Origin of the sequence: Hymenobacter sp. J193 (assembly GCF_024700075.1) — a bacterium.
Lineage (GTDB): Bacteria > Bacteroidota > Bacteroidia > Cytophagales > Hymenobacteraceae > Hymenobacter.
The window spans coordinates 1,298,832-1,312,208 of record NZ_JAJONE010000001.1 but is presented as its reverse complement, the minus strand read 5'-3'; the positions used below and the strand labels follow the sequence as shown (position 1 = coordinate 1,312,208).

Annotated in this window: 8 protein-coding genes; 4 read left to right on the top strand and 4 right to left on the bottom strand. The window is 63.0% G+C overall.

Annotation, left to right across the window (positions count from 1 at the left end):
• Positions 1-314: 314 nt before the first annotated feature.
• The 4 genes from LRS06_RS05630 to LRS06_RS05615 all read right to left on the bottom strand — a co-directional run bounded on the left by LRS06_RS05630 (position 315) and on the right by LRS06_RS05615 (position 6,854).
• Positions 315-3,350, bottom strand: coding sequence for a pitrilysin family protein (locus tag LRS06_RS05630; RefSeq protein ID WP_257870586.1), 3,036 nt, complete (start codon positions 3,348-3,350; stop codon positions 315-317).
• Positions 3,351-3,880: 530 nt separating this feature from the next.
• Positions 3,881-4,363, bottom strand: a complete 483-nt coding sequence (locus LRS06_RS05625) for a hypothetical protein (protein WP_257870585.1) — start codon at positions 4,361-4,363, stop codon at positions 3,881-3,883.
• Positions 4,364-4,752: 389 nt separating this feature from the next.
• On the bottom strand, positions 4,753-6,033 hold the full coding sequence (gene dnaX, locus LRS06_RS05620) for a DNA polymerase III subunit gamma/tau (protein ID WP_257870584.1): 1,281 nt from the start codon (positions 6,031-6,033) through the stop codon (positions 4,753-4,755).
• Positions 6,034-6,089: 56 nt separating this feature from the next.
• Complete coding sequence (locus LRS06_RS05615; RefSeq protein WP_257870583.1) at positions 6,090-6,854, bottom strand: LuxR C-terminal-related transcriptional regulator; 765 nt, start codon at positions 6,852-6,854, stop codon at positions 6,090-6,092.
• 264 nt (positions 6,855-7,118) lie between these two features.
• Here LRS06_RS05615 and LRS06_RS05610 point away from each other — a divergent pair, with 264 nt between their 5' ends.
• The 4 genes from LRS06_RS05610 (at position 7,119) to LRS06_RS05595 (ending at position 13,354) form a co-directional block, all read left to right on the top strand.
• Positions 7,119-11,183, top strand: coding sequence for a two-component regulator propeller domain-containing protein (locus LRS06_RS05610; protein WP_257870582.1), 4,065 nt, complete (start codon positions 7,119-7,121; stop codon positions 11,181-11,183).
• Between the two features lie 261 nt (positions 11,184-11,444).
• Positions 11,445-12,062: a GNAT family N-acetyltransferase gene (locus LRS06_RS05605; protein ID WP_257870581.1), complete on the top strand. Its 618-nt coding sequence runs from the start codon at positions 11,445-11,447 to the stop codon at positions 12,060-12,062.
• A gap of 165 nt (positions 12,063-12,227) precedes the next feature.
• Positions 12,228-12,788, top strand: coding sequence for a DUF6252 family protein (locus tag LRS06_RS05600; RefSeq protein WP_257870580.1), 561 nt, complete (start codon positions 12,228-12,230; stop codon positions 12,786-12,788).
• Between the two features lie 32 nt (positions 12,789-12,820).
• Entirely contained in the window at positions 12,821-13,354 is a 534-nt protein-coding gene (locus LRS06_RS05595) for a hypothetical protein (protein WP_257870579.1), read from the top strand.
• Positions 13,355-13,377 lie beyond the last annotated feature (23 nt).

Here is a 13,377-nt window from a genome sequence, read left to right as displayed (position 1 = left end):
CGCTGACCCCGGTGGCCCCGGCTCCCGGCCCCTTCCCTCACTTGATGCGCGACATCATGGAGAGCGGGACCCTGACGATTTCGTTCCGGCGGGGCCTCACCCCCGGCCCCTCTCCCGCAGAGAGGGGTGCCAGCCGTCAGCAATGACGCGGAGCTGCTTCGCTCGCGCTGCGCAGCCCCGCCGTGGGCGTTTCTTTGTTTTGGCTTTCGGCTGGGACATAAAAAAAGCGGGCACAATGAGCCTAAGCTCATTGTGCCCGCAGTCGTTGCTGATGGCTGACTTCCCTCTCCGCGGGAGAGGGGCCGGGGGTGAGGCTAGTACCCGAAGATTTCCTTCAACGTCAGCTGCTGCACCTGGCCGTACTTGGCCAGCTCCTTGAAGTTGAGACGGTCCTTGGAGCCGATGACGAGGATGCTCTGGTTCTGGCCTTTCACTTTGGCTTCCTGAAACTTGCGCAGGTCATCGAAGCTCATGTTCGGGGTCTGCTCGTACACGTCGCGGCGCAGGTCGTAGTCGAGGCCGAGGCGCTTGGCCCGCTCGTAGCTGAAGAGGATGTCGCTCTTGGTGATGCGCTCGGTGGCAATGCTGTTGCGGATGGCGTCCTTGGCAATCTGCAGGTTGGCTTCGGCCACGGGCATATCGTTGAGCAGGGCCTGCATGCCGGCCATGGCCTCGGGCAGCTTGTCGCTCTGGGTGCCGATGTAGGAGCTGATGTAGTTGGAGCGGCCCACCTTGCCGGCGTTGGAGTAGCCGGAGTAGGCCGAGTACGCCAAGGCCTTGCTTTCGCGCAGCTCCTGGAACACGATGCTGCCCATGCTACCCCCGAAGTACTCGTTGTAGAGGCTCACGGTGGGCACCAGGGCTTTGTCGTACACGTCGCCCTTGGTCAGGAACACGATTTCGGCCTGCACCATGTTGTAATCCACCCAGTACACCTTGCGGCTGTTCATGGGCAGCTCGGCAAAGTCCTTGGCCGCCGGCACCGGCGTGAGCTTGGTGGGCGTTTTGTGGAGCTTTTCTAGTGTGTTTACTAAACCTGATTCAAGGCGCACAACGCCATGACAATCACGATTCACTTGTTCAGCATCCTGCTTATTTTCTGTCTCCTTGACAGCCCGCGGTCCGTAATACAGCACGCGGTGCTCGTAGGTCGGAATCTTCTGGATGAGGGCCGTCAACTCCTGGGGTTTCAGGGCTTTGAGCTGCTTCTCGCTGAGCTGGGTGGTGAAAGGGTTCTTCGGGCCGTACTTAGCGTAGTTCACCAATGCCTGGTTGAGAATCACGCCTTTGTTGAGCTTGGCGTCCTGGCGGGCTTTCAGTACCCCGGCCACCATGTTCTGCAGGGCTTCGGCGTCGGGCTTGGGCTTGGCCAGCAGGCTCTCAAACAGCTGCACGGCCGGCTCGAAGTTGCTGTCGAGGCCGGAGAGGCTCACGTAGATACGGTCGGCCCCGCTCTGCACCCCGAAGGAGCAGCCCAGCTTGTAGAACTCCTGCTGGAGCTGGGCGGCGGTGTACTTGTCGGTGCCGAGGTACTGGAGGTAGTCGGCGGCCAGGCCCAGGCGCGGGTCGTTGTTGGTGCCCATGTCGAGCACGTAGTACAGGTCGAAGAGGTTGTTTTCGGTGTTGCGGGTGTAGAACACCGGCACGCCCGAGGCCAGCTTGGTTTCCTGGATATCCTTCTTATAGTCCACGAACACCGGCTGGAGGGCCGGGGCCGGAAGGCTGGTTACCTGCTTGTAGAAGCCGGAAGCGGCGTCGCGGTTCACGGGCACGGGCGTGATGGTGGGCTTCACCACCTTCACCTTGTTGGGGTCCTGGCCGGTGCGCTTGTACACGGCCACGTAGTTCTGACCGTAGTTCTGATTAGCCACGCGCATCACATCCGCCTTGGTAATCTTGGCGAAGTCGTCGATCTGCTTTATGTAGTCTTTCCAGTCCTGGCGGGCAATGAAGGCCGAGACGAAGGCGCCGGCGCGGGCCTCGTTGCTTTCGTAGCTCTTGGTGCGCTGCAGCTTTTCGCTGTTGATAATGGCCGGAATCAGCCAGTCGGGGAAGTCCCCTTTCTTCACCTTTGTCAGCTCCGCGAGGAGCAGGTCGCGCACCTGTTCCAGCTTCTGGCCCTGGCGCGGGGTGGCGTAGAGCACGTGGGTGGAGTAGTCGTTGTTGAGGTCGGTAAACGTGGCTGCCTGCAGCACTTTTTGCTGCTGGTTGAGGTCGAGGTCCACGAGGCCGGCCTGGCCGTTGGTCAGAATCTTGTCGATCATGCGCAGCACCACGGCGTCGGGGGTGGTGGTACCGGGAAAGCGGAAGCCCAGCATCACGTTTTCCGCGTCGGGGCCTTTGATTTCCTTCACGATGGGCGCCGTGATGGGCGCTTCCTGCGCGGGCGTAAACGCCGGTATCGGCTGGCGCTGCAACCCGCCAAAGTACTTATCGATGATGCGGATGGTCTGGTCGTAGTCCAGGTCGCCGCTCAGCGTCAGGGCCACGTTGTTGGGCACGTAGTACTGGGTGAAGTACTTCTTGATTTCCGTGATGGACGGGTTCTGCAGGTGCTCAATGGTGCCGATGGTGGTCTGGGTGCCGTACTCGTGCTTCTGGTAGAGGGCAGCGTTCAAGGCCTGATACTCCTTGCTGAAGTCACTGTCGAGGGTGCGGTTTTTCTCCTCGTACACGGCTTCCAGCTCGGTGTGAAACAGGCGGGGCACCATTTCCCCAAACCGCTCAGCCTGAATGGCGGCCCACTTCTCCACCTGGTTGCTCGGAATGTCTTCTTGGTACACCGTCTGCTCCACCGAGGTGTAGGCATTGGAGCCCTTGGCCCCGATGGCGCCCATAGCTTTGTCGTACTCGTTGGCCACGGCGTACTTGGCCGCCACGCCCGATACCGAGTCAATCTGGTGGTAGAGGCGCTTGCGCTCGGCTACATCGGTTTTGCTGCGGTACTGCTCGTAGAGGGCCTCAATCTTGGCCAGCTCGGCCTGTTCGGCGGCCCAGTTCTGGGTGCCCAGCTTGGAAGTGCCCTTGAACACCATGTGCTCCAGGTAGTGGGCCAGGCCGGTGGCGGTGTGCGGGTCGTTCTTGGAACCAGCGCGCACCGCTACGTAGGTCTGAATGCGCGGGGCGTCTTTGTAGTCGGAGAGGTACACCGTCAGGCCGTTGTCGAGGGTGTAGATGCGGGCCTTCAGCGGGTCGCCCTCCACGGTCTGGTACTTATATTCCTTTTGGGCCGGCGCGGCGGGGGCCGGAGTCGTCGTAGCAGCGGCCGTAGCGGCCGGCTTGCTCGACTGGCACTGGGTTAAACTCAGCACCGCCATAGCCGGCAGCACGAGTAGCAGGTTTTTTTTCACGGAAAACAGATGAGGTAGGGCAAAAGAATAAAAGTCAAAGATAAAGGCGCTGCGTTAATGTGCTTCGCTTCGCTAAGGTGGGAAATGTGCTGAGGTGCTAATGGATAGATTAGTCGTAGCGCGAACTGTGTAGTTCGCGCTACTGCCCACACGGCACGGCTCCTTCATAACCTGGTGCGTTGCCCAGGACGGATGGCTACTCCACTGGCTTGATGCGCCACATACTCTCAATGACAAGTAGAAAACAGCCGCTGCCTGCCAGAGCGAAATAGTATTTCTCCGTAATGGCCTGTATGGTGCTCCTTAAGGGGAGGGAAGGAGTGGGTAAATAGTGCCTAATATCCATTTCACCTTCCCAATGCCTGTGCCCTGCGCCGAATATGGCCAGCCGAAAATAGGATGGAAGTTAGAACACGCTACTCTGTGCCAGATGATTTCAAGCCGCTTGCCCAGGCAGCGTTGAAGCGCAGCAGGAAATTAGCATTAGCACATCAGCGCAGCGCAGCACATTCTCCACTTTAGCACATTAATCAAAAGTCAGTATCCAGGCCCAGGCGCTGCTTCATGGTGACCAGGGCGGGAAATTTCTCGGCCAAGTACTCGAACTTGTCGGCGGAGGTGTAGAGCTTGCGGCCGGTGCTTTGCTGCTCCACCACCTCCACCTGCACCGTGAGGCGCGGGTAGCCCGTGCGGCGGCGCAGCTCCCCCAGGAAATCGGCCCGGAAGTCGTTGAATACGTCTTCCTGCACGGGGTTGTCCACGCGCAGCCGAATTACGTGCCGCTCATCGGCCTGTACCGGGCGGTTCAGCACCGTGTACTCGCTCATGCTGCCAGCCTTGCGCAATTCCTTGAGCTCATTCCATACCTGCTGCAGACGGGCATCGTCGATGGCGGGCAGGGTGCCGGGCGCGGCGGCCGGGGCATCCTCCTCGGTGGCGGTAGTTTTGGGAGCCGCGCTCTGGCGTGCCGCCTGCTCCTTCATGGCCGTGAGGCTGGGCAGCTTGGAGGCCACGCCGGCGCCACGGGTAAGGGAAGGAAGGGGGGCGGAGGGGGGCAGCTACGATGGGTGCGTCCTGGGGCTCGTGGCCGGCCACGCTGGGGCGGCCGGTGTCTACGTGCGGAGCCGTATCGTGCAGCTGGCGGCGGGCCGGCACGACGGCCGGCGGGTTTTCGATGCTGGGCGTAACGTGCAGCTCTTCCACGCCGCTGTCGACTGGTACAATGGGCTCCGGATCGGCGGGAGCGTGAACGGGTTGCTGGTTTCTGGTTTCTGGTTTCTGGTTTCTGGTTGAAGTGGCGCGGTAAGCGGCCGGGGTTTCGGCGGTGCCATCGGCTACGAGGCGGCCGGCAGGCGCCGATGGCGGTACGGGCGCGGCGGCAGCCGGGGCGGGCGTTGTTACACTACTTTTTTTTCGCCTCGCCATTATCCGACGATGCTACGCTGGCTTGAGCCGGACCTCCCTGCAGGTCGCGGGCAAACTGCACGGCCCCGTTCAGGTAGGCTAGCTTCATGAGCGTGAGCTCCACGTGCAGGCGCTGGTTTTTGGCTTGCTTGAACTCCCGGTCGCACACGCTTACCAGGTTCAGGGCCGAGAGCAGGAATGCCAGCGGGGCGGCCTGGGCCTGCTGCACGTAGCGCGCCCGGATGTTGTCCGACACTTCCAGCAGCTGCACCGTCACGGGGTCTTTGCACACCAGCAGCCCGCGCAGGTGCTCGGCGGCGCCCACCACAAAGTTGTGCAGGTCGAAGCCCTGCTGCATCACCTCATCCAGCAAGAGCAGCGTGGCCGACAGGTTTTCCGTTAGCAGTGCGTCTACCAGCCGGAAATAGTACTCGTAATCCAGAATGTGCAGGTTCTGCACCACATCCTGGTAGCGCAGGTTCTGGCCCGAGAAGGTCACCATCTGGTCGAACATGCTCAGGGCGTCGCGCAGGCCGCCGTCGGCTTTCTGGGCCAGCAGGTGCAGAGCGTCGTCTTCGGCCTGAATGTGCTCCTGGGTGGCCACGTAGCGCAGGTGGTTGCGCATGTCGTCCACCTTGATGCGGTTGAAATCAAAGATCTGGCACCGCGACAAAATCGTGGGGATAATCTTGTGCCGCTCCGTGGTAGCCAGAATGAAGATGGCGTAGCCCGGGGGCTCCTCCAGCGTCTTCAGAAAGGCGTTGAAGGCTGCATTCGAGAGCATGTGCACTTCGTCGATGATGTACACCTTGAAGCGGCCCTGCTGCGGGGCGTAGCGCACTTGCTCCACCAGAGAGCGGATGTCTTCCACCGAGTTGTTGGAAGCCGCATCCAGCTCGTGCACATTAAAAGAGGCGCTTTCCTGGAAGGCCCGGCACGAGGGGCACTTGCCGCAGGCCTCCAGGTCGAAGGGCGTATTGTCAGGGTCGGCAACCTGTTGCAGGGCCGCGGGCACGATGTCGGGCTGGGTCTTGATCAGCTCCGAAACCGGGCGGCCCTGGCGCACGTGCTGCTCTACAAACTCGCAGTTGATGGTTTTAGCCAGGATGCGGGCGCAGGTGGTTTTGCCCACGCCGCGCGGTCCGCAGAACAGAAACGCCTGGGCCAGGTGCTGAGAGGCAATGGCGTTCTGCAGGGTGGTAGTAACGTGCTGCTGCCCCACCACGCTGCGAAACGTGGCTGGGCGGTACTTACGGGCCGAAACAACGAAATTTTCCATACGAGCTAGTCACAAAGATAAGCAACCGCCCGCCCGATTCCGCCCCATCCGGGCCGCTAGTACGCCCCGCGCCCCAATACCTGCCCCAGCGCCGCCGTGCGGTTGGTCACGCCCAGCTTGCTGTAGATGTTCTGCAAATGGTTCTGCACCGTGCGGGTGCTAATGCCGCTCTGCTGACCTATTTCCTTGTCGGTCAGGCCCCGGCTGAGCAGGGTCAGCACGTGGGTTTCGCGGGCCGTAAGCGCCGTGAGTAGGGCCATTTCCGGGGCGGCGGGTGGCCGGTTCTGAAGGCGGGCTACGGTGCGGGCGTGCCGCACGGCCACCTGCACGTGGGGCTTGAGCAGGTGCAGCACCTGGCGGTCGGCCTCGGTGAAGTTGCGGCGGCGCCGGGCCAGGGCGCAGGTAACCCAGCCGTAATCCGTCAGCTCCAACCCCAGAATCATATGGTGCGTGAGGGCCAGGGGTCGGTAAAAGGAATTGAACAGGGTGGTTTGAAAGTACTGCGGCATCCGGCAGAAGTCGCTGGTGCGCAGGGGCTCGGAGCGGCGCTGCTCCATAATGGCCGGAAACAGCGGATGCTCGGCAATGTGGTTGCCGAGCAGGGGAAAGTCGTCGGCCACAAACAAGCCCTCGGGGTAAGCGCCCAGGTGGCCAATGCGGCCCTGCAGGTCGTAGCCGTCGAAACACACCGTTTCGGCCGAAATAGCCAGCATCACAGCCCTCGACAACTGCCCGAACAACCCCAGCGGCTCGGCCTCGGCGTGGACCAGCTCAATGGCGTGGTTGAGGCGCAGAAAATCGGCGTGGCGCAGACGAATCATTCGGGAAGATAGCGACAACGCCGGAATAGCCTACTTACAGGCATAGGTAATCTTACTCATTTTAACTAGGACTATAGCCGGTAGCTTTGGCCCAGCTTGCCGTGGCGGTATGCTTCAGCTTGAAGTTTCACATCATCATGTGGTTGAGAACGATAAGCGAATAGACCACCTTGCAGGATGTTTGATAGTGCCATTTAATCTGAGTTTTCTACCAGGCTGCCTTTGTAAGGCACTTTGGTAGCTAACGAACCTCCACCGTTGCCGATGCTGCACTTCTCCGCCCGTTTCGGCTTACTTCCTTTTTGCTGGCTGCTATCCGTTGCGCTGGTAGTTGGCATTGGCACTGCCCACGCCCAAACGCTGGCTACCCGCGTGTATGGCCTAGCCGATGGGCTGCCGCAAAGCACCGTGTACTGTCTGGCGCAAGATGAGGGCGGGCGGCTGTGGGCCGGCACGCAGGGTGGGGTATGCTGGTTTGATGGCCGCCGCTTCCAGACCCTCGACTCCCGCCAGGGCCTCCCCGACAACCACGTAAGCAGCCTGTTGCCGGCTCCGGGAGGAGGCATGTGGCTGGGCCACGCGGCCGGCATCATCACGGCCATCAGCCAAACCGGGCAGGTGGGCAAGCTGGGCCCGGCCCGCTGGCGCGCCACTGCCAGCATCCGCCAGCTGTTGCCCGCCCCCAACCAGCAGCTGTGGGTGGCTACCCTCGGCAATGGCCTGTACCGTCTGCCGCAAGCTGGCAATGGGCCAATCAAGCACGTAGCTGCTCCCCACGCCCTACCTTCCGATACAATCTTTCAAATAGCCGCTGGTGCCGCCCAAGAGCTGTGGGTGGCCACTGCCCAGGGATTAGTAATTGTACACGCCAATACCGGGCAGCGGCTGGAGGCAGCCACGGCAGCCTTGCCCGCCGCTATCCGCCAGCAACGGGTTTATTCCATTCACCGGGCCTCCGACAATGCGTATTGGCTGGGTTTGAAAAACGGTTTGGGTCAGCTCACGCGGACCTCACCCGCCCAGCCCTGGCAACTGCGGGTGATAGGGCGGGAGCAAGGCCTGTGCGCCGCCGCACCCCAGCGGGTGCTGCCCGACCGCCTCGGGCGGGTGTGGGCCGTGTCGGCGGCGGGCGTGAGTTGCTACGAGCCGGCCACGAGCCGCGTCACTTGCTTTCCCCAGCACAGCCTGCTCAGCGACCAAACCGCCTGTGGCTTGCTCGAAGATCGGGAAGGCAGCATGTGGGTGGTGCTCGACGACGGCATCCTTCAGCACATTCCCGACGAGCAGTTTGCCTTGTTTGGGTCGGCTGAGGGGTTGGGAGGCCGCAACGAGTCCGGCGAGGCCGACGTGCAGAATATAGTAAATGTTGGGCCAGGCGTCTACTGGGTGGGTACCCGGCTGGGCCTGTGGGAGTTTCGGCCTGAAAACCCTGCGGGCCGGCAGTTCCGGCTGGCCTACCGGCGGCCGGGTGGCGACGCGGCTAACTTCGTGCGGGCCTTGTTCAAGGACGCGCAGGGGCGCATCTGGCTGGGCAGCCGGGGCAGTGGCGTGGCTGTGTATACACCAGCTACCGGACGCTGGCAGGGGCTAAACAACATACCGGGTCTGGCGGGCCAGAACGTGCGCCAGTTTGCTCAGGACAAGCTGGGCCGGGTGTGGGCCGTAACGGCCGCCGCCGGGGCTACCGTGGTGCTGAACCCCGCCACCGGCGCCAGCCGAACCTACGGCGCTAGTTCGGGCCTGGGTACCAACGCGCTGTGGGCGGCCTTCCAGGACCGGGAGGGTACTCTCTGGCTGGGTACCGACGACCAAGGCCTGGTGCGTGTGGACGTGCAGGCCAATGGCCCCGACCAGCTGCGCCGCGCCGACGGCCGCACCGACCACCTGAGTATCGGCTCCATCACCCAAGACCCGCGTGGCTACCTCTGGCTGGGCTCCATTGGGGAAGGGCTGCTGCAATTTGACGGGCAACGCCTGAAAGCCTACGGACCGGAAGTAGGGCTGAAATCCAACAACCCGTACTTCGTGCGCTGTGATGCCCGGGGCCGGGTGTGGGTGGGTACCAACCTGGGCCTGGATGTGTTCGACCCGGCCACGCGCCGCACTGTGAGCTACGGCACCGCCGAGGGCTTTCTGGGGCAGGAAACCAACCAGAACGCCGTGTTGCTGGAGCCCGATGGCAAGCTGTGGGCCGGCACCGTGAACGGCCTCATGCGCTACGACCCGCACCTGGCTCGCCCCAACCCCGTGCCGCCCAGCACGCACGTCACTCACCTGCGCGTGTTTGGCCGCGACACGGCATTGGCTGCGGGGTTCACCTTGCCTCACCACCTCAACCAGCTGGCCTTCGAGTTTGTGGGCGTCAGCCTCACCAGTCCTACCAAAGTCCGCTACCAGTACCGCCTCACGGGGTTCGACGAGCGGTGGAGCAAGCCCGCCGAGGCTACCTCCGCTACCTACACCAACCTGCCGCCGGGCAGCTACACCTTTGAGGTGAAGGCCGCCAACGATGCCGGCCGGTGGAATCCGCAGCCCACCCGGCTGTCTTTCACCATCAGCCCGCCTTGGTGGCGTACCTGGTGGGCCTACCTGTTGTACGCGGCGGGTGTGGCCGGGGCCTTTTATGTGGTGCGCCGCAACACCCAGCGCCGGGAGCGGGAGCGGGCCCAGCAGCAGCTGGAATACCAGGCCCTGGTACATCTGCAGGAAATGGACCGGGTGAAAACCGACTTCTTCACTCACATCAGCCACGAGCTGCGCACCCCGCTCACGCTTATTCTGGGCCCGGCCGAGGAGCTGGCCTACGACGAAACGATGCCGGCCCCGGCCCGCCGCCACGGCCTGCGCATCGGCGACAATGCCCGCAAGCTGCTGCGCCTTATCAACCAGCTCCTCGACTTAAGCAAGCTGGAAGCCGGCGGGCTTACCCTGCAGCCCCAGGCCGGCGACGTGGCCGCATCGGCCCGCGCCTGGCTGGCGGGGTTTCAGCACCTGGCCGCCGCGCGGCAAATAGGCCTGCACCTGGCCGTGCCGGCCCAGCCGGTGCCGTTGGTGTTTGACGTAACGCGTCTGGAAGAAGTAGTGAGCAACCTGCTCGCCAATGCCCTGCGCTTCACGCCCGCCGGGGGGCACGTCACGCTGGCCGTGCACGACGAAGCGCCCACGCCGCTGGCACCCCAGGGAACCGTGGTGCTGAGCGTGCAGGATACCGGGGTGGGCATTGCACCCAGCCACCTCCCGCACCTGTTCGACCGGTTTTACCAGGTAGTGAGTAGTGGCGCGGACTCCGGAGGCAGCGGGGTAGGGCTTGCCCTGGTGAAGGAGCTGTCGGAGCGCCACGGCGGCACGGTGCAGGTGATGAGCACCCCAGGCGCCGGTACCACCTTCGTAGTGCGGCTGCCGCGCGGCTTGCTCTCGGCGGTGGCCGCTCAGCCAGTGGCTGGCGCTATGGATGCTATACTGCATGTGCCTACTGAAAACGCCCTGCCTGAGCCCGCCGAGGATGCCGAGGTTATACTCGTAGTAGATGACAGCGCCGAGGTGCGCGCCTTTGTGCAGGAAACCCTGGCTTCGGCCGGCTACCGCCTGCTCGAAGCCGCCGACGGCCCCGAGGGCGTGCGGGTAGCGCGTGAAACGGTTCCTAGCCTGATTGTATCGGATGTGATGATGCCGGGCTTTGACGGCATGGAGCTATGCCGCCAGCTCAAGGCCGACCTGGCTACCAGCCACGTGCCCATCGTGCTGCTCACGGCCCGCGCCGAAGCCGCCGACCGACTAGCCGGCCTCGAAACCGGTGCCGATGCCTACCTGCCCAAGCCCTTCGACCCGCGCGAGCTGCGTGCTCAGGTGCGCAACCTGCTGGCCCTGCGTCGGAATGCGCAAACTCAATTGGGGCTGCTGGCGGCCGGGTCGAATGCCGCAGAGGAGCCTGTTCCTGCTTCCGCCGCCCTGCCCGACTCTTACGCTGCCTACGCTGCGGCCGTAGCCGCCCTGCCTTCCCTCGACCAGTGCTTTCTGAAGCGGGTAGAGCAGGCCATTGAGCGCCACCTCGACAACGGGGAGTTCAGCGTGGAAATGCTGGGCGACGAGGTGGCCCTGAGCCGGGCCCAGCTCCACCGCAAGCTCAAGGCCCTCACCGGCCAAGCCCCCAGCGACTTTATCCGGGGGCTGCGGCTGCGGCGGGCCCACGTGCTGCTGGCCGCCCGCACCGGCACGGTATCAGAAGTGGCGTACCAGGTCGGCTTCAACTCCCCGGCCCATTTCAGCACCAGCTTCTCGCGCCACTTCGGCTACGCCCCCAGCGAGGTTCCCAGCATGGTTGCTGGTTGATAGTGGTTGACGATTGTTTGTCACTGAAAAGAACGTCATGCTGAGCGGAGTCGAAGCATCTCTACTGCTTCGCTGCAGTGGTATTCAGACGAAGCGGTAGAGATGCTTCGACTTCGCTCAGCATGACGGGCTAGCGAACAACGAACAACTGGCAACTAAACGCACTCTGCGACGTGCGCGCAAGCCTTTGCGACCTGCGTGAATGCCGCGGCTACGCCTTCCGGCGTCCTTTGCTGGCACTTGCTCTAACCCGCTGGCGCTATGCACACCCTGGTTCTTCCGGCCCGTCGCCTTACCCTTTCCGATGAACGCTGGGCTGCCGGGCTCCTGGCTGACGCCTATGTTCAGGACCCCTTGTACGGGGCCGTACCCGGCGAGCTGGGCCACCCCAATTACTACCTCCGGCTGCTGGTGCGCTATGCCCTGCGCACGGGGTGCGTGTATGCCAGCCCCAGCGGGCAGGCGGTAGCCGTGTGGCTGCCCGCCGAAGCGGCCGGGCTTTCCTGGGCGCAGGTGGTGAAAGCCGGACAGCTGGCCTTGCCGCTAGGCGTGGGCTGGTCGCGGTTTTGGCAGCTGGTGGGCTGGCAGCACCAGCAGGACGAGATGCGCCGCCGGGTTCTGCCGCTTCCCCACCATTACCTGCTGGCCTTGGGAGTGCGCCCGGCCCGGCAGCACCAGGGTGAGGGGCGGGCGTTGCTGCGGGCGTCGTTGGCGGCGTTGGGCGCGCGCTACGCACCCTGCTACGCCAGTGTGCACACGCTGGCCGCCGTTCATTTCGGGCAGCGGCTGGGGTTTGGGGTAGCCAGCTACGGGGAGCTGACCACCACCAAAGCCGCCGTGCCCTGCTGGGGTCTGATTCGACCGGCCGGGCCGGTGTAGCGCACATCTCATTTTGTTGCGTGCGACGTGTGCGCAAGCCTTTGCGACCTGCGTGAATGCCTTTCGGAGCCCGGAGCCGCACTTTTGGGCCATCGGTAGCGCCTCCTGCAAAACGCGCATTTCATCTGAGAATCTTTCTGGTAAACCTCTTCTCTTATCAAGCTCATGAAAACGAAACACCCCTTGGCTTTCCGCTTGCTTACGTTGCTGCTGTGTTTGCCTTTGCTCACGGCCTGTTCTTCAGATGACAAGGAAGACGACCCCGACCCCACGACCGAGAACAGCGGCGACGAAGTGCGCTGGACGGTGAGCGGCACCGAGTACGCCGGCTTCGGCAGCAACGTGCAGACCCAGGGCCACTACCGCCCCAGCAACACCGACAATAAGAAAAAGGAGCTGCTCATCCTCGCCGACGACTCCAAGAACTACCAGGTGAGCGTGCTCATCGACGGCTTCACCGGCAAGGGCACTTACACGCTGGTACCTAACGGCGACTCCCGCGGCGGCCTCACCGAAATAACCGGCGCCAAGAACACCTACATCAGCGTGTGGGCAGTCGGCAGCCCGGCCGGCAAGGTGGAAATAACAGAATGGGACCCCGCCACTACCCATGTGAAAGGCACCTTCTCCTTCAAGGGCCGCGTGCGCAACTCCGGTGGCACGTTCGGGCCCTCCGTGGAGGTAACCAGCGGCTCCTTCAACTTCAAGTCAGTCTACAAATACTAAGGCTTTTCATTTCAATCGACCACCCCACAGCTATGAAAACGACTTCCTTCCTGTTCCGCCCGCTGCTTCTGCTAACCTGCGCCTTCCTGCTGCTGACCGGCTGCGGCAAAGACGATGAAAACGAAGCCCAGCCCGCCGGCGACGGTACCGTTACTTGGACGCACGGTGGCACCACGTACACCAGCACCATCAACAGCAGCGCTTTTGTGCAGGGCGCCGACGAAATGCTGCTTACCGGCGGCTCGGCTGACCTGAACAACATCGTGTCGCTGCGGCTGATGGGCATTGCCACCAAGGGCAAGGGCGTCTACGAGCTGAAGAAAGGCTCGGCGCTGGATGACTATTCGTCGGCCAACATCTTGATTGGCGGCAGCACGGGCAAAAGCTACTCCACCCTCTATCTGGGCTCTGCCGTGAACGGCACCATCACCGTGACGGAATACGACAAAGGCGGCCAGAAGCTGGCCGGTACGTTCAGCTTCACGGCCGGCGCCATTCCCAATACCAGCAGCACCGGTACCCAAAGCGTCACCAACGGGTCGTTCAGCTTCACCCGCTTCCGGTAAGCCGCCCGCTTTTCACCTGCCAC